The sequence below is a fragment of the Sphingobacterium daejeonense genome (assembly GCF_901472535.1).
Classification (GTDB): domain Bacteria; phylum Bacteroidota; class Bacteroidia; order Sphingobacteriales; family Sphingobacteriaceae; genus Sphingobacterium; species Sphingobacterium daejeonense.
This window is the reverse complement of record NZ_LR590470.1, coordinates 2,812,265-2,834,374: the sequence shown is the minus strand read 5'-3', so window position 1 is coordinate 2,834,374 and position 22,110 is coordinate 2,812,265. Positions and strand designations below refer to the sequence as shown.

The window sequence follows — 22,110 nt, the reverse complement described above, 5'->3', positions numbered from 1 at the left end:
AAAGTTTGGGAATAAAAAATTGCTAGACATTGATCTATGTTAATAAATAATAATTTATAGAAAAAAGTTTTGAGAGGAATGTTTTGAGGCTATTTAGCTACAAGAAAATATTGATTTTGGTTCTCTGTGATGATTGCGAAAAAATGGATATATTTATTGTGTTTAAAATGCATCAAAGGCATTTTTACGAAAGTTTATAATTATAATCACACTAATAGTATTAATGGATAAAATATGTTGATTCCGGTGAATAGGTTTCTTTCATGTTTTGTAAGTTTTCTAAAATCAAAATAATTACCGAAAAGTAGTCAAAATGAAAATGGATTCAGAAATAGTGAGTGCTGTAAAGAGAGGAGAAACAGTCTATTTGGAAAAACACCTCAACTCGGAGAATGTAAATGAGGTGAATGAGAAGTCTGAAAATCTATTGATGATAGCGACTTATCAGAATGATTACACCATGGCTTCATTTTTAGTAAAAAATGGAGCTGATCCAAACCAACAAGATGAAATATTTAACAGTCCATTTTTATATGCTGGTGCATCCGGCTATTTGGATTTAGTTAAGTTGTATTTGGCTTATGGTGCTCGATTTGATGTTTATAACCAATATGGTGGGACTGCCCTTATCCCAGCCGCGGAAAAAGGCTTTGTAGATGTAGTGAGATTATTGGCTCATACCAAGAATTTCCCTATCAACCATGTCAATAATTTTGGTCAAACAGCATTAATGAAGGCGATATCAATGGGTGATGGCAGTAAAAATCATGTTGAAATAGTCAATATCCTGATCAAAGCTGGCGCTGATAAGAACATTCCTGATAAAGAAGGGGTGATAGCCATTGACCATGCTAAAAATAAAGGTTTCTCAGACATTGTAGATCTATTGTATTGAAATAAGTTTTTCGGAGTTGGTCCTAGAATTAACTTAATTTTTTAAGGACCTTCTCCAGTCTTTTTATTTTACTGATTTTTTCGACTTCATTCATTCTGGAAATAACAACTTGGCGGAAAGGTAGGATTTTGTCTTTTGTGATCTTGTTTGCTGCCATTTCAACATACATCGGCAACTGATTTGTTGGACAATCTTGTATTTGATTTAATAAAAGATCGAATACCTGCGCTTCATAAGCTGGTTGGTCGATTAAATTAACCAATATAGCGACAAAATTGTCTCTAGTAATTACAGAACCTTGATCTACCACAAGTTTTAAAGTAGATATGTTGTTATATATGTCTGCAGGAATAAGAAGGGAAATCGTTTTCAAAGCCGTCATGGCACCCCATTGAAGACGATTGTTTTTGCTTTTTAGAACTTCCAGGAATTCTGGGTAATGTTCAACGATTAAATTAGGTGACATTTCACCAACTTCATAAAGCACCTTTATACAATCATTTTGTACTTCATTTTGTTTGCTTTTCAATAATGCAACTAATTCTTTAATGGATTGGACATCTTGATTTTGAATAATCTCTTTCGCTAAATCAATATTAGGTTCTTCATCTCGTCTTCCGATGTTAGATGCCAATCTTTCTTTAATCATGTTTTTAAAGGTTAGTGATGTAATTTACGAGAAATTTTAGCTTCAAGGAAAATTTTATCTGAATTTGTTTGAAGATCCAGTAAATCAATTTTTTTGTAAATGCTGTAGTATTCCTTTGTTTAACAAATATATAATGAGGTTAATTGAATTTCGTTTAGTAAATTATAGAAGTATTAAAGAGTGAATTGAATTGTAAACTCAATTATTTATGAAAAATATTGAAAGCAAGGTTTTTTCTTTTGCAGTTCCTGAAAGTTTTGAAATTTCTTTCAATAGTGAAGATGCAATAGAAGTTCTTGACGAAAGAGCCGATCAAGTATTAGATACTGCTAAGGTTTTTGTGTCGATTGTAGAGTTGGAAGATTTTAACGAAGGAGAAGGGGAAAGTTTGGCTTCCAGATTTTTCAATACTGTTATCTTATATACCAAAGGAGCTGAACCAGATGAAGAGAGATTGGGCGAATTAAAGGATGGTAGAACCTGTTTTCAATTATTCGCAAGTTCAAAAGACAAGAAATATTATCATATCGCATTAATTCCTGTTTATGAAAAATATGCTGTCCAATTTTTTGCTGATTGTCCTGATTCATTGAAAAATGAATATGTTTCTGCTTTTTCTGAGATTTTAGAATCAGTTAATTTGATTGGAAAAGTAGAACTTCTAGATAAGATTTTTGAAAAATATAGCTATTTAGAAAGTGTTAATCCAGTTCAAGAGGAAGATTTAAATGAATTCAAAATAGAAGCTGAATTAAATTTCCAAAATAAATCGAATGATGTGTTTGAGATTGGCGGACTAAATTTTTCAATTAAAGGGGATGCAAAAGCTATGATCAGTCCACTTACCCATCTCATGTATGTTGATTTGGTGATAAAGACAGAAGCTGTCGAGGAAGGATTGAAGAGTGGGATTCTTTATGAATATTCACAAAACCCTGGTGAAATTGTTTTCCAATTCTCTTCTAATAAGGTATTTAGTAAAAATGGCCTATATACAGAATTTTATTTCTTAGAAGGAAGTGGTGAAAATCATAGCAGCCGATTAGATATAGAAGGCATGGATTATCCTTTCCGATTTACAGGTAAATTTGGTTTTCAGAATAATTTGGTAGGGATGGTTGGGATAATAAAACCTTTATATGAGAACCAACCAGAATATCCAATAGAGGTCTATTTACCAATGGATATATCAGATTTAAAGATAGAAAATTATAATTTTTCAACCCTTGAAGAAACCCAATCTTTTAATAAAATTGATATTAAAAGATTAGAATTAAATTTAATGGATGTTGGAGAATTTTCCGACGAAATATTTGACTTTAAAAGTCTAGAGCATTTGTCGTTGAATTTATCAACCAGACAAAATGAACAACCCATCTTTGAATTTCCTTCCGGTTTTGAAAAGTTAGGTGAGCTCAATTCTCTACGGATCAGTAATTTTCCGGTTGAAATTTTTCCTCAAGAAATAGCTCAATTGGTCAAATTGTCCAATTTAGGGTTTATCGGCTCTTTTATAAAGGAGATTCCTGCTAAAGTATTTCAACTTCCAGAAAATGGAACGGATGTATTTTTCAGGAAACGAACTAACATCCATACCGAATGAAATCCATATGCCGCATCTAAAGTCAATAGATTTGTACTATAATAACCTGAAGACCCTCCCGATATCATTGATACAACAAAAAGAAATAAACAATATCACGGTTTCTGGAAATCCCTTAGAGAGTCTACCTGAAGGATACAATGATTTTGCAGGATTAACCCTTGATTTGGACGTTAAGTCTAGGATTTTGGATAATAATTATGCTGGAGCTGACGGAAAAGGAATGGTGGCATGGGATAACAAAATGTATTATGCGAGACCAGAGACATCCTATTATAACGAGATATCAGGATTGCTAAACAATGATAAAATTGAAATTTATAAAGAAGATATATTATCTACGGTAAAACAATCAGTTGGATTACTTCATTCTGAAGCAGAAGATTATTCAAAAATTGGGAATAGTAGGATGGGAGGAAAGCCTGATTTGCCTTTTGACATACCTTTTCCATCTTTTTATTCGGAATATCAAGAAAAAGAATGCTTATATGAATTTATTGCTCAAATAGATTTGGAGAGTATTTCAAGTTACCAAGATTATCTTCCAAGAAAGGGCTATTTTTTCTTCTTTATCAAGAGTATTCATCATTTTGGAGAGGATAATTCTGGGATAGTGTTATTTGTTGAGCATTCAAATAAATTGGAATCTGGAAAAAGATTTTTGAATCAAAAGGAATCAGATTTCTTTGAGTTGCCAGGTGCTGAATATGATAGTTACAAATTAGAAGCTTTTAGTATGGTTTCTTTACCTTATTTATACGCAATTCAAACCAATAAATACCTTTTTAAAGATGATCCGAAAGGTTTAATAAATGATGATGAAGCAATAGACTATTATGAGATGAATATTTTTCCAATAATGGAACAAGAGTTCATTACAGATTTGGAGGTCAATTCCTACGGTTTTACTCAACATGAATCACCTGAGCTACAGGCTGCCATTCGTAAAAAAGGAGAACCAGAGGATTGGATTAATCTTTTGAAAGTTAAATCCACTGGGTCCTTTCAGTGGTGGGATGCTGGGGAGATTTTTTTCAGCATTCATAAAAGTGACCTCCAAAAGGGAGATTTTTCTAATATCATGTTAACAATTGAAAGTAGTTAAATATTTACTATGGAAAAGGAAGATTATATTAAAAGATTTAATGAAGAAGATGCTGTAGGATGGATAGAGATTGATAAGAAGATTGATTCGGTTTATCCTGGTGTCGAACCCAGGCATTATGGCCCTTTATGTGGTATTCATTATATGGCTGGTGGGACTGATCCCATAGATGGAATAAGCGTATATGATCATAAATCAAATCCTGAGCATTTGCATCTGATTAGTTATGGGATGAGTGAAATTTATTATAACCCGGAGGCTACAGGACAGGAATTCAGTAAATGGGGGTTTGAATTTACATTTAGATTAGTTCCTTATTCAGGTGATCAGGGAGATCCAGGTTGGATGATGCAAGTGTTCAATAATTTAGCTAGGTACGTGATCAAAAGCGGTCGATGGTTTGAGGAGAATCAATATATTCCTGCCAATGGGCCAATAAGGTTAGATACGGACACTGCCATTGTTGGTTTTGCAACGACTCTTGATCCTGAATTAGGACGTATTGCCACTCCGCACGGAGAAGTTTCTTTTATTCAATTTGTTGGAATAACGCAAAACGAATTGGATTATTTGAATGAGTTCAAGTCCGTTGAAAAAGTGGCTGCTTTTTTGGAAGACATGAAGAAAGATAATCCTTTTTTGGTTACAGATTTGAATAGAAAGTAATATTCTAACAAATCAATTCTTATATTGAATTGTTTAGAAAAACAGATAAATTATTGAATGAAGCATATAAACGGTTTCCAAAAAATAAAGCGAGTGGGGCAGATCTTAAAGATTTTGTCCAAGCATGGGTTTGATGAAGTAGTTTCAAGATCAAATTTAGATCGGATACTACCAGACAGTTTTCTTTTTTGGAATAATCACGCCCGCAAGGTTTTTGAAGAAGATTTTAATATTCGAGTTCGTTCTGCCATTGAAGAACTAGGTCCTACATTTATTAAATTGGGTCAGTTGCTGAGCAATAGACCTGATATCATTCCAAAGGACCTTCAAGAAGAATTGGTTAAGTTACAGGATGAAGTAGCTTTAGAAGATATTGATATCAGGAAAAGACTTGAGAAAGAACTGGAAATCAATTTAGACGAGCATTTTTTATCCATTGATCCTAAACCTATTGCTTCTGCTTCAATAGCGCAGGTTTACAGAGCGACTTTAATTAACGGCAAAGAAATCGTTTTTAAGGTAAAACGCGAGGAAATAGATGAAATTATTCATGCTGATCTGGATTTTATTAAAGATTTAGTTAAACTCCTGCAGCGGAAATATGAGGTCGTCTACAAAATGAACCTCTACCAAATTGTGCTTTCTTTCGAAAGTTCCCTTCTGAATGAACTATCCTTTACCAATGAACTCAACAATATAGAACGATTTAGACGTCATTTCCTTGAAAACAAAGATATCTATATTCCTAAAGTCTATCGTAAATATAGCACGGATACATTAATCTGTATGGAGTTTATAGATGGTGTCAAGGTAAATGATACATTAGGATTTAAGGAACTCGGTCTATATCCAAAATCTGTGCTTCAAAATGTTTTGGATCTTTATTTAGAGCAGGTATTGATGCACGGTTTCTTTCATGCTGATCCGCATCCCGGTAATGTATTTGTAAATAGACGAGGACAGATAGTTTTTATAGATTTTGGATCGATGGGATTTATGATTCCAGAGGATCGTAAAATCATTGAAGCTATGGTATTGGATTTTCTTTCTAATGATGCCAAAAGCCTTATTAAGAATATAAAAAGACTTGCAGTGGTTCATCATATAGAGGATGAAAGGCGTTTGGAAAGAGATGCTTATGAAATATTTGAAATGATCAAACAGAATGCGCTTGATGATATTGATATTTCTGTAATGCTTCAAAAATTGAATATCGTTCTTCAGAGTAACCATATTCTTTTGCCCGATTTTGTCTACTTATTATTGCGAGGTGTATCTATCTTAGAAGGCACCGGTCGGCAGTTAGATGCAGAACTGAATGTTCCTGAAAGCATTGAGCCTTTTGCTAAAAAGATTGCTGCTCAAAAGTTCTCCTCTGAATATATCCTTGGACAGCTAAAAGAAAAAGCCAAATTCGCTAAGGACGTTCTTACAGAAGTTCCATTGGATTTGTTGACCATTTTAGAAAAAGTTAAGGAAGATAAGATTACAGTAAACCATAAGATGCAGGATTTTGATAATCTACAGTTGATTTTGCATCGGATGGGTAATAAGTTTTTGTTGTCCATTTTAGCCATGACTTTTGGTGTTGGAGCAAGTATTTTGGCTCATGGCCGAGTAGGGTACTTGTTATGGGGAATTCCGTTGTTGTCTTGGTTTGGATTTATTATGAGTTTTATACTTTGTTTTGCGCTGTTGAGTCATTTGTATAAGTCGAAGTAGGGAGGGGAGACAGTAGACAGTAGACATAAGACACAAGACATTAGACTTCAGCAAACGCTAAACGATGGTTGGTGGCAAGTGGAGACACCAGCCACGGCGATAATACTTTAGCAAAAGGCTAAATTATGGTTGGTGGCAGGTGGAGACACCAGCCACGGCTGTGATACTTTAGCAAACGCTCAATGATGGTTGGTGGCAGGTGAGGACACCAGCCACGGCGGTGATACTTCAGCAAACGCTAAATGATGTTTTGTGGCAGGTGAGGACACCAGCCACGGCGGTGTATGGCAGGTGGGCCAACAGGCATTGTGGTGAATAGCAGATGAGGACACCAGTCACGCGTAATTGCCCTGGTAGGTGTCTCCACCTACCAGCACGGCAAATACTAAAACATTCCTTTAAGGTGTTTATAATTTGATTTTATGGTGTCAAATACTTCGTCCATTCTTCCACCGAGCAGGAGTTTACCCATACTTTCGGTCATTCCCATCACTTGACTAGGGGTAATGTGCGCAGGCATGGCCAGGGCGCTTGGATTAGTGAAGATATTCAATAGGAAAGGTCCATCCACTCGCAGTGCTTCGGATATTGCGCCAGCAACCTCATTAGGGTTGTGAATATTAAGTGCAGGAATACCATATGCTTCGGATAATCGAGAGAAGTCAGGGTTTAACATATCTGTTTGATTGTCGACTAAACCAGCTACTTGCATTTCCAGTTTTACCATTCCCAGGGTTCTATTATTAAAGACGATAAGTTTAACCGGTAAATTATATTGTCTGATTGTTGCCAGGTCTCCCGTCATCATGGATAAGCCTCCATCTCCACACATTGCAATTACTTGTCTTTCAGGATGAGCAAGAGCGGCACCAATGGCCATAGGCATTGCATTTGCCATACTACCGTGATTGAAGGATCCCAATAATTTGCGGTCGCCGGTTTGTTGAATATATCTAGCTCCCCAAACGCAGCACATGCCAGTGTCAACTGTAAATATTGCATTAGGGCTAGCGTGCTGATTTAAAACATCAGCTACAAATTCTGGTTGAATGGCATCCTTTTCACCCGTATCATCTACGTATTCATTCAGGCTTTCTTCTACTTTTTTATAGAATTTACCGAATGAATCTACAAAAGCATTGTCTACACAGCCATTTAAGAGGGGAAGCAATGCTTTTATTGTTTCCTTGATGTCACCAACTGCTCCAATATCCAGTTTACACCTGCGTCCCAACCTTTCTTCGGCAGTGTCGATTTGGATGATTTTATTATCCATAGGCATAAACTCGTCATAAGGCATATCTGTACCTAATAAAATTAGTACCTCAGCTTCCTTCATCGCTTGGTAGCAGGATGGTAGTCCTAGAAGGCCAGTCATTCCAACATCATAAGGAGCTTCCAATTGGGCATTCATCTTTCCTCTGAAGCTGTAACCAACAGGTGCCTTAAGTTTATGAGCTAGTAATTTCAATTCTTCACGGGCTCCTGCTGCTCCGATACCTGCATAAATTGTGATTTTCTTGGCTTTATTTATGAGGTCTGCTATATTTTGAAGTTCATGATCCGACGGTCTGATCAGGGGATTGCATCGAAATATCTGAGTTGAAGTATGCGTTTCTTTTGCTTTCATTTCTGAAACATCGCCAGGAAGTCCAATTACTGCGACACCTTTTTGCGATATAGCATGCTGAATGGCAGATTGGAATATCCTTGGTGCTTGTTCAGGGGTGGTAACCAGTTGGTTATATCCACTACAGTCATCAAAGAGTTTATATGTATTTGTTTCCTGAAAATAACCCATTCCCATTTGATAGGTTGGAATAGTTGAGGCAATTACGATCATAGGTACATGCGCTCTATGCGCTTCATAGACGCCATTGATTAAATGTACGTGCCCAGGTCCACAGCTACCAGCACAGCATGCAATTCCATCGAGTTCTGCTTCCGCGGCAGCTGCATAAGCACCGGCCTCTTCATGCCTTACATGAACCCATTGTATTCTGCCGTCTTTACGTATTGCTTCATTGAAATAATTTAAACTATCACCGGTAACTGCATAAATTCTTTTTACGCCAGCTTCTACCAACATCTCTACTAATTGCTCCGCTACTATTTTAGCCATATGTTAAGGGATTAATATTTAAGTACTAATTAATTAACAGATTGACAGCACTTTGGTTTCCGGAAATAAAAAAAGCGGCCAGAAGCCGCTTTAACAATATGTTGAATATTATTTTAGAATTTATAAGTTACGCCAGCACCCAGGATTTGTCTTACTTGTAAACCGGGTCCTTCACGGCCGTCACTTTTTATTAAAGTAACATTATCATCATATAATAATTGAACAGCGGCATTTACGGTGATAAATTTGTTTACCTGCAAATTCAGGTTAGCAAGATAATCCACATCAACGTTTTGTGGGTCCTGAAGGTAATTTGAATACAGTTTTAAGATGTTTTCAAAATTGATGTTCTCCATCAATCCGACTTTGTAATATACATCTAAAGCAGCACCAAATTCATTTCTTGAAAATTTATCTGGATCTACGTCGAAATTTTCTCTTAAGCTTTCTGCTCCGACCATAATAAACCTTGCAGAAGCAGGGGAGAAGTTGATTTTGAAGTTGTCAGACTCTTTGTAAGCGATACCTGGTCCAAAGCTTAAATAAGCAGGTGCAAAAGGTGCTGATATTTTATCTCCTCTTTCTGTTCCATCATAGTCATAACCATTTGCGAACTGTGTATTGAAATTCATGAAGAAAGTATAGAGCCATTTTTCAGCAGCTTGATATCCCAATAGACTATTGATAGCAAATCTATCATCGTTCTTTCTCCAATCAGTTTCCTTTTGAAATGTTTGACCATACGCTGCTAAAACTTTGTTGTCCCAACTCCATTTATCTTTTTTATAATTGAAATCATAGTTAAACATCAGGTTGCCGGCCATGGAGTTTACCCCACCTGCAGCCCAATTTGAAAATGAGCTTTGATTAATAAGAAATGTGTTTTCACCTTTGATGGTCCAGATTTTGGTGGTGTCGGCAGCTAAGGCTTCTTGGTCGACAGTTTCCTGAGCCGAAAGATTCATAGAGAAAAGAGATACGGCAGATAGAATAGCAATTTTTAATACTTTCATTTTTTTAATGTTTAATATTTGAATAGTTGTGAAATTAGCGGGGCTAAAATATTAAATCTGAATATCAAATCAAGGGTTTGCCGAACTAATCTGCCAGAAAACAATTGTCAATATTATTGAAAAACGATAAAAAACCTTTGTTTACGGTATTCATAAGCATTTTTATTTCAATTAAATTGTTGATTAATTTTTCATTGATTACGGTTTTGGATTGTAACTTTTTGATAATTGTTATGATAATTAACTCAGTTTTTCTTAATAGATTTTTAAAATAAGGTACTATTATAAATGGTTAATTAACATTTTGGTTATTTGCTGTTCTTTTAATTAAAAATTAGTATTCGGCAAGAATAATGGACTAGATTTTGTAAGAAGAGGTGAAAAAGAAAATATGGTAATAGCTGTAGATTTTGATGGCACAATCGTTGAGCATAAATATCCCAAAATAGGAAGGCCCGTTCCTTTCGCTATTGATGCTCTGAAGCAGCTTATTAACGAAGGTCACCGTTTGATTTTGTGGACTGTTAGGGAGGGCGAATTGTTACAAGAAGCTATTGATTATTGTGAAAAAGCTGGGGTCCATTTCTACGCTCATAATTCAAATTTTCCGGAAGAAGAAAGGCAAAATTCGTCAAGGAAAATCAGTGCAGATTTATTTATTGATGATCGAAATTTTGGGGGATTGCCTGATTGGGGGGAAATCTACCAAGCTATTCATAACAACCGATCGCATAATTTATCTTTTAAATCTTCATCAGAGATGGACCTAGAATTAAAAGAAAAGAATGAGGGCTTTTGGGGCAAACTTTTCAAATAGTGTTTTATTTATTAGAAATTACTATATTTATAGTGTAAAATATTAATTGAACCAATTTATTATAGAGCCATCTCTTGGCATTTGCGATAGATTAAAATAGCGAATAAAATACATGTTTAAGCTCTTAAAAAGAGGTGTAAGGTTTGGGCTACAAATTAATAAATATAAGGTGTTTAGAGATATAAACTATCGTCAGACCTTTAATAATGTTATAAATTTGTTCTATTCGAAAGTATATGAAACAACAGTATAGTTAAATTGTTATTAGTCGTGGCAATCGTTTCATTCCACACAAATCTTAAAAAATAAATATTCGATGGAGTTTTTAATTCTACTTGTTCCTTTCTTAATAGCTATTTTACTTGGGAAAATAATTATCCCATATATTATGCTTATTACTTATAGGAAGAGGTTATTTGACCCGGTAGATGCCCGTAAAGTTCATCAGAGTATTATTCCCCGATTAGGTGGTGTTGCTTTTGTTCCTATTCAATGTTGTCTCTTGGCAATTACTGTCGTCCTAGTATATAAAATCAATTTCATCAATTTAGGTATCGTGACATGGGAAGTTTTCCCGATGTTTATTATGTTGATATGTGGGTTAGTGATATTGTATATCATTGGGATTGCTGATGATTTGATTGGTGTAAGTTATAAGTGGAAATTTGTTGCCCAGATATTGGTGGCATGTTTATTTCCGTTGGCAGGACTATGGATTAATGATCTTTATGGCTTGCTGTTTATCACTTATTTGCCGATTTGGATAGGTATTCCTTTAACCATTTTCGCGGTTGTATTAATTATAAATGCTATCAATCTTATCGATGGTCTGGATGGTTTATGTTCGGGTCTTGTTGGTGTTGGGTGTTTGGTTTTAGGAACTTTATTTGCCTACTATCAAGCCTGGATCCATGCCTTGTTAGCATTTGTCACCACGGGCATTCTGATATCATTTTTCTATTATAATGTATTTGGTGCATCCAAAAGACGCCGAAGAATTTTTATGGGAGATACTGGTAGCATGACTCTAGGCTATACCATGGCGTTTTTGGCTATTAGTTTTGCGATGAATAACAAGAGTATTAAGCCATTTTCGGAAGGTGCTATTGTAGTTGCTTTCTCTACTTTAATTGTTCCGGTTTTTGATGTGGCTCGTGTGATTTTCATTAGATGGTACAAGAAATTACCATTGTTTAAAGCTGACCGAAGCCATTTACATCATAAATTATTGAGAGCAGGATTATCACATAAAAGTGCTATGATGAGTATCATCGGTTTATCTTTATTTTTCTGTGCTTTTAATATTATCATGGTTCAATTTATCAGCAATAATGTTGTTGTATTATTGGATTTCATACTTTGGTTTGCATTTACATTGACCTTTAATTATTTCGTTAACAAGAAGAAATCTGCTTTAGAGGTTCAGGAGATGTTAACAGAACCAGTCAAGGTTGAAAATGTAAAAGAGACTGAAGTAAAATTTGGGGTAAAAAATATAACTATCAAATCATAAATGAATATAGCCATTGTAGGAGGTTCAGGTTTTGTTGGAACAAAACTCATCAGCAACCTTTTGGATACACCTTCACTAAACCTTGTCAATATTGACAGACAACAAAGTTCTACTTATCCTCAACTCACCAAAATTGCAAATGTTTTAGATAAATCTAAATTGACCGAATTATTGAAAGGTCAAGATGTAGTTGTATTATTAGCTGCCGAGCACCGGGATGATGTTTCTCCAACTTCACTCTACTATGATGTGAATGTTCAAGGTATGCGAAATACTCTTGAGGCGATGGAGGCAAATGGGGTTTCTCGTTTGGTTTTCACAAGCTCAGTTGCGGTTTATGGTTTAGATAAAGACAATCCTGATGAATCTTTTCCTGCTGATGCATTCAATCATTATGGCAAAAGTAAATGGGAGGCGGAACAAGTTTTGCAAGAGTGGAATAAAACACATTCTGATTGGAACATCAATGTTATCAGACCAACGGTTATATTTGGGGGAAGGGAACAGAGGTAACGTATTCAATCTGTTAAATCAAATAGCTTCGGGTAAGTTTATGATGATTGGCGATGGGAAGAACCAAAAATCTATGTCCTATATAGGGAACGTTGTTGCATTTATTGAATTTTTGATTCAGCATAAGCGTGAAGGCTATAATGTTTATAATTATGTTGACAAGCCTGATTTTACAACGAATGATTTGGTTTATCATACAGGTGAGATTTTGGGCAAGAAAATACCAACCACACATATTCCATATTGGTTAGGGATGTTGGGAGGCTATGGATTTGATGTATTGGCAATGATCAGTAGGAAGAAATTAACGATAAGTTCAGTTCGTGTAAAGAAGTTTTTGTGCTGTTACAAAATATGATTCTACCAAGGCTATGTCTTCAGGATTTGTTCCACCATATTCAATGGAAGAGGGTCTTCGGAGAATGCTTACGGCTGAATTTGGAAAGTAATATAGACGTTGTTTATATTATTTAACATGAAATTTTAAACCATGGGGCTTAAAGAACAAGCTGCTAAAGGAGTTTTCTGGGTTTTTGCTGAGCAATTTGGATCACAATTGATAGGTTTTGTCATAAACCTTGTTTTAGCACGCGTATTATTGCCATCCGACTTTGGAACTATTGCATTATATGGAATTTTAATGAGTGTTTCTGCAGTCCTAATCAATGGAGGTTTAACAAGTAGTTTAATTAGGGCAAAGGAAGTTGATGAGCGTGATTTGTCAACAGTTTTCTGGTTTAACCTTGGGGTTAGTTTAATTCTATATCTTTTTGTATATCTTATTGCACCAGTTTTTGCTAATTTTTTATAACGTCTCCATATTGACGAATCTGATCAGAGTTTATGGATTAATTCTGATTATAGACTCATTTGCAGCTGTTCAAGTGAGCAAGGTACTCAAGTCAATGAACTTCAAGACTGCCTTTAAGATTCAATTACCGTCAATGTTAGTTGGAGGTGCAGTTGGGATTTATTTTGCTTTAAATGGCCATGGTGTTTGGTCATTAGTTTATTCCTCCTTACTTCAAAATTTTTTTTATACCCTACAATATTGGCTGTACAGTGATTGGAGGCCTAGTTTTATTTTTTGATTTGGAAAGATTCAAATATCATTTTTCATTTGGTGTAAAAATTACAGCTTCAGCACTACTTGATACTATTTTTAACAATCTGTACAATATTATTATTGGTAAACGCTTTTCAACTGAACAATTAGGGTATTACAACCGGGCAGATTCATTAAAACAATTACCTATTAACAATATTGCTGGAGCCCTAAATAGAGTTACCTTTCCATTGTTTTCTAAATTAGCTCATGATGATATTGCATTAAAGAAATACTATAAAACCATTTTATTAGTAGTAATGTTTTTAATTGCTCCAGTTTCAGTTCTCATGGTCGTTGTTGCAGAGCCATTAATCAGGTTTTTATTAACTGAAAAGTGGTTGCCGTCTGTTCAATATTTCCAAATCTTATCAATAGGGGGAATTTTTTTTCCTATCCATGCTTATAATTTAAATATTCTCCAAGCTAAAGGACGGTCCGACTTATACCTAAGAATAGAAGTTTTTAAGAAAGTAGTTATAGTTTTAGTGATTATTTCTTGTATCCAATTTGGAATGTTGGGGTTAGTTTGGGGAAGTGTATTAATTTCAATAATTACAGTGTTTATTAATACTTATTATACGTCAAAATTTATTGATTATTCAATAATTAATCAGTTGCTCGATATAATGCCAAGCATTTTGAAAGCGATTATTATTGGGGTTATTGTTTATATGTTGGATCAATACATATTTATTCAAATGTTGGATATATATCGTTTAATTTTTTCATCAATAATATACTTAACAATTTATTTTGGTTTAGCATTTTTGTTGAAATCCAAAGAGATTTTTATTCTTTTGGATTTAATTAAGGGGAGGCGGAATAAAGCTTCAGAATAATTCCAAAAGAATTTATATTTTATATTTTGATTTCATTTCCTGAATTAAAGAATCCTTTCTTTAATGAATAAGAATATTCCTGATATCTTGTAGATATATATCTAACAATTTTTTTAATCCTGGTTTTTTATATTGAATTCTCGCATTAAGATTCGATTTTTGTAATATTGTAATAAAAACAATAAATTTTAAATATCAACTAAATCATCACAACTGTCTGAGAATAAATATATTTGATATTAATATTTAGTTTATTAGTATTGTAATAATAAATTATAATTTTTTTCTGATTAAAGTATTTATGAATAACATTAAGGCGATTGCCTTTTATCTGCCACAATTTCACCCTATTCCAGAAAATGATACGTGGTGGGGAACAGGGTTTACTGAATGGACCAATGTTGCCAAAGCTAAGCCTATGTTTCCGGGTCATTATCAACCCCATGTTCCTGCAGATTTAGGATTTTATGATTTACGAGTTCCTGAGACTAGAAAAGCGCAGGCTGATTTAGCTCGAGCATATGGTATTTCGGCATTTTGCTACTGGCATTACTGGTTTGGCAATGGACGTAGGATATTAGAGAGGCCATTTCAGGAGGTTTTGGAAAGTAATGAGCCGGATTTTCCATTTTGTTTGGCTTGGGCAAATGAGACCTGGAGTGGTATTTGGCATGGTAATCCCAAATCAGTATTGATAGAACAGGTATATCCTGGAGAACAAGATTACATAGATCATTTTAATGCAGTTTTGCCTGCTTTTAAGGATCCACGATATTTTAAGGTAGATAACAAGCCTTTATTTATGGTCTATAAACCTATGGAAATACCTGACTTGGATTTATTTGTGTCAACATTTAGGAGGTTAGCTGTGGATCATGGTTTGGAGGGTTTGCATTTGGTAGCTACGAATGTCGATCCGGATTGGGATACACAAAAGTATGGGTTTGATGCATTGACGCCAGCTGTACACACAAAAGATTCATATTTAAAATCAGCTAATAAATTCGTAGACCTTTACAGAAGGGCTAAAACAAGTAGGTTAAATAAAATTTATAAAAAGATCTTTAAGCGACCTACTCGAATTTACCAATATAAAGATGCTATCCAGGATTTTAATGAGGATTCAAAAGGAAATATATATTATCCAACGGTAATTCCAAATTGGGACAATAGTCCGAGGAGTGGAGTGAATGGTTTTGTATTGCACAATTCTACACCTGAATTATTCAAGAAAGCATTCATTAATGCTGTTAGTAGGGTTAAGAAATATGAGCCTAAGAATCAGATCGTATTCTTAAAATCGTGGAATGAATGGGCGGAAGGCAATCATTTGGAACCAGATTTAAAATTTGGACATAAATACCTTGAAGTTGTAAAGGATGTCCTACAAACAAAAGATTAGTTCTTATAGAAAGAAGTTTAACGGTTTAGTTTAACTAATTTTCATAAGAAATTAATCACATGATACCAGTAACACGACCATTTTTACCCCCTATAGAAGAGTACAGGGATTATATTCAGAGTATTTGGACTAGGAATTGGCTTACCAATATGGGGCCATTAGCCAGTAAACTTGAGATGGATTTAAAAGAGTATTTAAATTTAAATCATCTTTTATATGTTACTAATGGTACTGTTGCACTTCAATTAGCTATTAAGGCTTTAGAGTTGAAAGGAGAAATCATTACGACTCCATTTTCTTTTGTAGCTACAACCTCTTCTATTGTTTGGGAAAATTGCTCACCAAAGTTTGTTGATATCGATCCATTTAGTTTAAATATAGATCCTAAAAAGATCGAAGCAGCTATTGGGCCAAATACTTCAGCTATTTTAGCAACTCATGTATATGGTAATCCTTGTGATGTTGAGGCTATAGATGCCATCGCGAAAAAGCATAATCTGAAGGTAATTTATGATGGCGCCCATGCATTTGGTGTTCAGGTGAATGGTCGGTCGATATTTGAATACGGTGATATCAGTACTTGCAGTTTACATGCTACCAAGTTATACCATAGTGTTGAGGGTGGACTGATAATTACTAAGGATCCAGAATTATTGAAAAAGATTGCTCACATGCGCAATTTTGGAATTTCGGGATACAGTAGTTTTTCAGAGTTGGGTATTAACGGAAAGAATTCTGAGTTTCATGCGGCAATGGGTCTTATTAATTTTAAATGGATTGATAAGATCATCAAAAGGAGGTTGGAAATTATTGAAAGATATCATCAAAACCTTCGGAATTTCAAGGCGAAAGTTCCTTTATGGCATAAAAATTCAAACCAAAACGGAGCATATTTGGTTTACATTTTGGAGTCAGAGGATTTATTGTTGAAGATCAAGTCTAGCTTAGATACATTTGAAATATTCACTCGCCGATATTTTTATCCTAGTTTGTCATCCAGTTTACCCTACTTAGATCCAGTGGAAATGGAGGTTTACCGATGATATTGCAAAAAGAGTTTTATGCTTGCCCCTGTATTATGAATTGACAGATGAGGAAATTGATTGGATTTCCAGGATTATTTTAAGAAGTCAAAATAATTAGTACATGATCATATTTGGTGCGAAGGGATTCGCAAAAGAAGTTTTGGAAGTTTGTTTAGAGAAAGAAGATAGAGATAATATTGTCTTTTATGATGATGTGTCTACGGATTTGCCTGACAAACTTTACAATGAGTTCAAGATAATGAGAACCTTGAAAGAGGTAGAAGAATATTTTAAGGAGGTTGACAATCGGTTTGTCTTAGGACTTGGCGGACCTGTATTAAGGGAAATGGCGTGGAAGAAATTCACTTCTATCGGAGGACAACCTTCATCTATGATTTCATCAAGCAGTAGGGTTGGATCATTTGGCGTTGAGCTCGGTGAAGGAGTAAATGTGATGCTGAATTCAGTTATAACGAATGACGTAAGAATTGGAAAAGGTGTTTTGATCAATCAGATCAGTTCTATAGGTCATGATGTTGACATTGAAGATTTTGTGGAGGTCTGTCCTGGGGTTGTAATCTCGGGAAGAACGAAAATTGGAGAATTTACGTTTTTGGGGTCAAATTGTACAGTCTTACCCAATGTAATTATTGGTTCGAATGTTATTGTAGGTGCCGGCTCAGTGATTAACAGAGATATACCAAATGGTTGCACAGTTGTAGGTGTTCCAGGTAAAATTATAAAAACGAATTAATTGGTAATGAATAACAGTTTAATTGTAATATATAAAATGAAAGATATGTAATAAAGGTAATTAAGTAACATAAATCACACAAACTAACAACACACACTAGTAATAAAATCTTAAGAACAACTCATTATGCTTAGAGAAAAAATAGGTATAATGCAGCCATATTTCTTTCCTTATTTAGGATATATTAGTTTGATAAAACATACGGATCGTTTTATCTTATTAGATACAGTTCAGTTTAAACGTAAAGGCTGGATTGAAAGAAATCGAATCTTAAAGCAGAAGGAAGGATGGTTGTATATTCAGGTTCCTCTTATCAAAAATAATGGTAGGTCGACTTTAATAAAGGATTGTGTTTTAGACAACTCAAAACCTTGGAAAAATAAAATCTTAGCTCAACTTTCAATTTATAAAAAAATTGCTCCAAACTACAGTTCAACGATGGAATTTTTAGAGGATACATTATCTGGAGATTTCGATAACATTACAATGTTGAACAAACATGTTTTGCAGCAGATATGTGCTTATTTAGATATTCAAAGGGATATTTCAATTTTTTCGGAGATGGAATTAAAAATTGAGAAACCTCAAGATTCGGATGAGTGGGCATTAAACATATGCAAAAGCATAGGTCCTAACTTAACTTATATAAACCCCAGCGGAGGTAAAAGTTTTTTCAATAGGAGTAAATATGATGTCGCAGATATCGATATGTATTTCCATCAGATCAAACTAAGGGGCTATAAGCAAGGATATAGGGAATTTGAACCTGGTCTTTCTATTTTGGATGCAATGATGTTCAATTCAAAAGAAGAGGTCCATACGATGTTAGATCAGTTTGAATTATCTTAGGCTAATGAATTAACAACACACTAACCAAATTATTAACCAAATTATTTAATCTATTATTGATGATATGGATTATTTGCAAAAAGAACCGATAGATGTTTCAGTCATTATGACTACGTATGGACATGAATTATTTATAATTGATGCAATTAAAGGAGTGATTAACCAAGATTTTGTTGGTCATGTAGAACTAATAATTTCAAATGATAATTCTCCAGATAATACAAATAAAGTTGTATTAGAATTTTTAGAAAATGCTATTATTCCTGACAATTTAAGTGTAAAGTATTATTTACAAGAATCTAATTTAGGCGCTATCGAAAATTTTTTATGGTGCATTAATGAATCTCAAGGTAAATTTTTAGCTATATGTGAAGGAGATGATTACTGGACAGACACACAAAAATTAAGTAAGCAAGTTTCTTTCCTAAATAAAAATAGGGATTTTTCAATTGTATTTTCTAATGTAAATGTTCAGATTGAAAATGGAGAGTATAATCAAAAAAATGAATTGACTCCCATTGATTCCAACAAAGAATATAATGGAGAAGAAATCATTGAATCTTGGGTTGCACATACGTCAACTTTTGTAATTAGAAATGGAAAACATATAAAAGATTTTGTTGGTTTTTTTTAGGACTCATAATTTTATGTATGGTGACACTCCATTATTTTTATATGCTTTAAAGTTTGGAAAGGGGTTTGGATTAACAGATTATACTTCTACATATAGAAGGCATGCGGGTGGTTTGACAAATCAAATTCAGAATAATGAATTTTATTTAAAATTTATCACTCATTTGGAAAACATTAAAAAGGCTTTCAATAATGAAGAATACCAAAAAGTTTTAAATAAAGGAATAATTGGATTTTATTTAAGGTTATTTTTTAACAAAAAATCTAATTATTTACAAAAGACAAAATTTTTATTGAAGGCTTTAAAGTATGATAAACTTTTGATATTCAATATAGTAAAAGAAAAATTAAATAAAGAAAAAGTCTCTAATAGTTTGTCAACAAATAATAAATAATATGAGAATAAAAGAATTTTTGATGTTAATTAAATGTTTTTACGTGAACATAAAAAGTTCTAAAAGTTTGCCAAAATTTATTGGTGAAGATGTTCTTGACATTAATAATGCAGAAAATTTAAAAATTAATTTTACTGATCAAGTTGATTTTCCTAAAATTATTTGGATGTATTGGGAAGATCGGCAGCCTCCGCAGTACGTTCAAGATATTGTGCGACATACCCAATTTCTCAATAAAAATTTTGAGGTAATATTACTTCATCGTGATAACATAAAGGATTATTTGCATGATTTTTCTATAAAAGGAGAAATGCCGATTGCAAACATGACTGATCTACTTAGATTAAAATTATTATATGAATATGGTGGCATTTGGATTGATGCTACTACGATATTTAATGAGGATTTAAACTGGGTAATAAAAATAGCTGAAAAAAAGAATTACGATATTATCGGATATTATAAAGATAAATCTACAATTGATATTAAATACCCTATAATTGAATCATGGTTTCTAGCTGCTAAACCTAATAATCAAATGATAAAAAAGTGGTTAGATGAATTATCTCCATTGGGGGATTTAGGAAGCGAATTATATTTTGAAAAAATTAAAAGCAGATTAGATTATAATGAAATAAAACAAAAAATAGGGAGACCAGAATATTTATTAGTTTATTTAGCGCAACAGATAGTAATGAGAGAAAATAAAGGTTTTAATTTTTATCTCAAAAGAAGTGAGGATAGCGCATTTTTGATTCAAGAAAGTATGGGTTGGTCTAACTATGAAATAAATTATGCCTTATGTAGATTGTCAGTTACGGAACCATTGATTCCTATAATAAAATTAACATCAGGTGACAGAATCCTTATCAATGAATTTATTAATTATAATTTAGTTAATGAAACGAGCGTTATCGGTTCTATAATTAACAAAAAAAGAACTAAGAATATTGAATATGAACTTGTCTGAATATAAAGGATATTCTAAGCAAAAATTTATTTTAGGGGATAATTTTTTTTATCCCAAAAGATTCAGTAAGGCGTTATTCTTAGACTGGCTTTTACAAACTGAGCAATACCTTATAAGAACTTATTTAATTAACCTTCGATCTGAAGAATATTATACCTATATAAATCCAAATAGGTTTCTAAAATATTATTATCAACGTAAAAAAAACAAGTTGGGATTAAAGCTTGGTTTTTTTATACCTGCAGGTTGCTTTGATTTGGGATTACATATAGCTCATTATGGTTCAATAATAATAAACCCCTTATCACACATAGGCAAGAACTGCACAATTCATGGAAATTGCTGTATAGGTAACTCGGGAGATGACACAAATGGTTTACCACAAATAGGGGATAATGTGGATATTGGACAAAACGCTCAAATTTTAGGTGATGTTTACATTGCTAAGGGGACTAAAATTGGAGCTGGTTCAATAGTAATTCATTCTGTTTTAGAAGAAAACTCAACAGTAGTTGGCATACCGGGGAGGGTTGTCCACAAAAAATAATCACACACACTTTTTATTAATAAAACATGTTAATTTCTTACATTTTACCTGCTTTTAAATCAAGGTATTTAAATCTAGCAATAGATAGTATTTTGAACCAAAGTTATAATAATATAGAATTAGTAATTGTAGATGATGATTCTCCAGAAAATATTTATGATATAGTATCAAAGTACGATGATCCTAGGATAAAGTATTTTAAGAATGAGGTAAATATAGGAGGAACAGATTTAGTTGCACAGTGGAATTATAGTATATTTTACGCTAAGGGTGATTATTTAGTTTTGGCTGCAGACGATGATATATACCATGAAAATTTCACAAGTAATTGCATTGCTCTAATAAAGAAATATCCTGAAGTAGATCTGATAAGATCTAGAGTTTCATTAGTTAATGATCGTGGTGACCTTATTGAGATTGATGGTATTTTGCCGGAAAAATGTAGTCAAATAGAATACGTTTATAGTTGGGCAAAAGGAATTCCATTAGTTTGTATAGGAAATTATGTATTCAGGACATCCACATTACAAAAGGAAAAATTTGATAAACTTCCATTTGCATTCGGAACAGATACTATTTCTACCATTAAGTTAGCGAGAAATGGGGTTGCAAATACAAGTGAAATGTTATTTGATTTTCGAATTTCAGAAATACATTTATCTAGTGATAAGACAAAATATGAGTATAAAATTGAAGCGATAACATCATTATATAAAATGATTAATTCAATTAATTATAAAAAACCAGAGGATGAGGTGGATGATTTTTGTTTGAGTAGAATTCAATGGGATTCACTTTATCAAAAATGTGTATACGATTATTACAATGTTGCCGTAAAACATCTTCCATTGAATAAAATAGGGATGATAGAAAGTTGTAGATTATTAAGTCGCAAGGATAAATTATTTATGTATTTTAGATTCATATTAGATAAAATTTTGAAATAATAAGATACCTATAATCCAAATTT

The 22,110-nt window shown here is 33.4% G+C and carries 24 protein-coding genes; 21 read left to right on the top strand and 3 right to left on the bottom strand.

Annotation, left to right across the window (positions count from 1 at the left end):
- Positions 1 to 319 precede the first annotated feature (319 nt).
- Positions 320 to 895, top strand: a complete 576-nt coding sequence (locus tag FGL31_RS13755; RefSeq protein WP_138092243.1) for an ankyrin repeat domain-containing protein — start codon at positions 320 to 322, stop codon at positions 893 to 895.
- A 28-nt stretch (positions 896 to 923) separates the two neighbouring features.
- On the opposite strand, the gene FGL31_RS13750 is transcribed toward FGL31_RS13755, so the two are convergent.
- Complete coding sequence (locus FGL31_RS13750; RefSeq protein WP_138092241.1) at positions 924 to 1,544, bottom strand: hypothetical protein; 621 nt, start codon at positions 1,542 to 1,544, stop codon at positions 924 to 926.
- Positions 1,545 to 1,752: 208 nt separating this feature from the next.
- Between FGL31_RS13750 and FGL31_RS13745 the strand changes: the two genes are divergently transcribed.
- From FGL31_RS13745 to FGL31_RS13730, 4 genes are all read left to right on the top strand, one after another.
- Positions 1,753 to 3,147 (top strand): leucine-rich repeat domain-containing protein, encoded by a 1,395-nt coding sequence (locus FGL31_RS13745; RefSeq protein WP_138092239.1) that lies wholly within the window; start codon positions 1,753 to 1,755, stop codon positions 3,145 to 3,147.
- Positions 3,107 to 4,252, top strand: a complete 1,146-nt coding sequence (locus tag FGL31_RS13740; RefSeq protein WP_171017679.1) for a DUF1963 domain-containing protein — start codon at positions 3,107 to 3,109, stop codon at positions 4,250 to 4,252. The genes FGL31_RS13745 and FGL31_RS13740 overlap by 41 nt, the downstream gene beginning before the upstream one ends.
- 9 nt (positions 4,253 to 4,261) lie before the next feature.
- The gene (locus tag FGL31_RS13735) at positions 4,262 to 4,918 is read left to right on the top strand and encodes a suppressor of fused domain protein (protein WP_138092235.1); all 657 of its coding nucleotides are present in this window, start codon (positions 4,262 to 4,264) and stop codon (positions 4,916 to 4,918) included.
- A 93-nt stretch (positions 4,919 to 5,011) separates the two neighbouring features.
- Positions 5,012 to 6,640 carry an ABC1 kinase family protein gene (locus tag FGL31_RS13730; RefSeq protein WP_232046757.1) on the top strand — a complete coding sequence of 543 codons (1,629 nt, stop codon included), beginning with the start codon at positions 5,012 to 5,014 and terminating at the stop codon, positions 6,638 to 6,640.
- A gap of 385 nt (positions 6,641 to 7,025) precedes the next feature.
- On the opposite strand, the gene FGL31_RS13725 is transcribed toward FGL31_RS13730, so the two are convergent.
- Both FGL31_RS13725 and FGL31_RS13720 read right to left on the bottom strand, forming a co-directional pair.
- Positions 7,026 to 8,762, bottom strand: a complete 1,737-nt coding sequence (locus FGL31_RS13725) for a thiamine pyrophosphate-dependent enzyme (RefSeq protein ID WP_138092231.1) — start codon at positions 8,760 to 8,762, stop codon at positions 7,026 to 7,028.
- A 113-nt stretch (positions 8,763 to 8,875) separates the two neighbouring features.
- Positions 8,876 to 9,775 carry a DUF3078 domain-containing protein gene (locus FGL31_RS13720; RefSeq protein ID WP_138092229.1) on the bottom strand — a complete coding sequence of 300 codons (900 nt, stop codon included), beginning with the start codon at positions 9,773 to 9,775 and terminating at the stop codon, positions 8,876 to 8,878.
- Positions 9,776 to 10,166: 391 nt separating this feature from the next.
- Here FGL31_RS13720 and FGL31_RS13715 point away from each other — a divergent pair, with 391 nt between their 5' ends.
- The 16 genes from FGL31_RS13715 to FGL31_RS13655 all read left to right on the top strand — a co-directional run bounded on the left by FGL31_RS13715 (position 10,167) and on the right by FGL31_RS13655 (position 22,087).
- Complete coding sequence (locus tag FGL31_RS13715) at positions 10,167 to 10,592, top strand: BT0820 family HAD-type phosphatase (protein WP_138092227.1); 426 nt, start codon at positions 10,167 to 10,169, stop codon at positions 10,590 to 10,592.
- A gap of 316 nt (positions 10,593 to 10,908) precedes the next feature.
- Positions 10,909 to 12,105 carry an MraY family glycosyltransferase gene (locus tag FGL31_RS13710; RefSeq protein WP_138092225.1) on the top strand — a complete coding sequence of 399 codons (1,197 nt, stop codon included), beginning with the start codon at positions 10,909 to 10,911 and terminating at the stop codon, positions 12,103 to 12,105.
- Positions 12,106 to 12,618 (top strand): NAD-dependent epimerase/dehydratase family protein, encoded by a 513-nt coding sequence (locus tag FGL31_RS29040; RefSeq protein ID WP_317131018.1) that lies wholly within the window; start codon positions 12,106 to 12,108, stop codon positions 12,616 to 12,618.
- Positions 12,596 to 12,976: a Rossmann-fold NAD(P)-binding domain-containing protein gene (locus FGL31_RS29035; RefSeq protein WP_317131017.1), complete on the top strand. Its 381-nt coding sequence runs from the start codon at positions 12,596 to 12,598 to the stop codon at positions 12,974 to 12,976. Before FGL31_RS29040 ends, FGL31_RS29035 begins: the two co-directional genes overlap by 23 nt.
- Positions 12,977 to 13,108: 132 nt before the next feature.
- Positions 13,109 to 13,429, top strand: coding sequence for an oligosaccharide flippase family protein (locus FGL31_RS23705; protein WP_197734266.1), 321 nt, complete (start codon positions 13,109 to 13,111; stop codon positions 13,427 to 13,429).
- The gene (locus FGL31_RS29950) at positions 13,389 to 13,709 is read left to right on the top strand and encodes an oligosaccharide flippase family protein (RefSeq protein WP_394366147.1); all 321 of its coding nucleotides are present in this window, start codon (positions 13,389 to 13,391) and stop codon (positions 13,707 to 13,709) included. Before FGL31_RS23705 ends, FGL31_RS29950 begins: the two co-directional genes overlap by 41 nt.
- Positions 13,681 to 14,565, top strand: coding sequence for an oligosaccharide flippase family protein (locus tag FGL31_RS23695; protein WP_197734264.1), 885 nt, complete (start codon positions 13,681 to 13,683; stop codon positions 14,563 to 14,565). Before FGL31_RS29950 ends, FGL31_RS23695 begins: the two co-directional genes overlap by 29 nt.
- Positions 14,566 to 14,866: 301 nt before the next feature.
- Positions 14,867 to 15,967 (top strand): glycosyltransferase WbsX family protein, encoded by a 1,101-nt coding sequence (locus FGL31_RS13695; protein WP_138092223.1) that lies wholly within the window; start codon positions 14,867 to 14,869, stop codon positions 15,965 to 15,967.
- 59 nt (positions 15,968 to 16,026) lie between these two features.
- A complete protein-coding gene (locus FGL31_RS13690) occupies positions 16,027 to 17,010 on the top strand; it encodes a DegT/DnrJ/EryC1/StrS family aminotransferase (RefSeq protein ID WP_232046756.1) in 984 nt (327 codons plus the stop codon).
- 103 nt (positions 17,011 to 17,113) lie between these two features.
- Entirely contained in the window at positions 17,114 to 17,746 is a 633-nt protein-coding gene (locus tag FGL31_RS13685) for a NeuD/PglB/VioB family sugar acetyltransferase (RefSeq protein WP_138092221.1), read from the top strand.
- Positions 17,747 to 17,872: 126 nt separating this feature from the next.
- Positions 17,873 to 18,595: a WbqC family protein gene (locus FGL31_RS13680; RefSeq protein WP_197734263.1), complete on the top strand. Its 723-nt coding sequence runs from the start codon at positions 17,873 to 17,875 to the stop codon at positions 18,593 to 18,595.
- A gap of 64 nt (positions 18,596 to 18,659) precedes the next feature.
- The gene (locus FGL31_RS13675; protein WP_138092219.1) at positions 18,660 to 19,229 is read left to right on the top strand and encodes a glycosyltransferase family 2 protein; all 570 of its coding nucleotides are present in this window, start codon (positions 18,660 to 18,662) and stop codon (positions 19,227 to 19,229) included.
- Between the two features lie 13 nt (positions 19,230 to 19,242).
- Positions 19,243 to 19,623 carry a hypothetical protein gene (locus FGL31_RS13670; RefSeq protein WP_138092217.1) on the top strand — a complete coding sequence of 127 codons (381 nt, stop codon included), beginning with the start codon at positions 19,243 to 19,245 and terminating at the stop codon, positions 19,621 to 19,623.
- A gap of 1 nt (position 19,624) precedes the next feature.
- A complete protein-coding gene (locus tag FGL31_RS13665) occupies positions 19,625 to 20,593 on the top strand; it encodes a glycosyltransferase family 32 protein (RefSeq protein WP_138092215.1) in 969 nt (322 codons plus the stop codon).
- A complete protein-coding gene (locus tag FGL31_RS13660) occupies positions 20,580 to 21,140 on the top strand; it encodes a serine O-acetyltransferase (protein ID WP_138092213.1) in 561 nt (186 codons plus the stop codon). Before FGL31_RS13665 ends, FGL31_RS13660 begins: the two co-directional genes overlap by 14 nt.
- Positions 21,141 to 21,166: 26 nt before the next feature.
- A complete protein-coding gene (locus FGL31_RS13655; protein WP_138092211.1) occupies positions 21,167 to 22,087 on the top strand; it encodes a glycosyltransferase family 2 protein in 921 nt (306 codons plus the stop codon).
- The last annotated feature ends 23 nt before the right edge of the window (positions 22,088 to 22,110 follow it).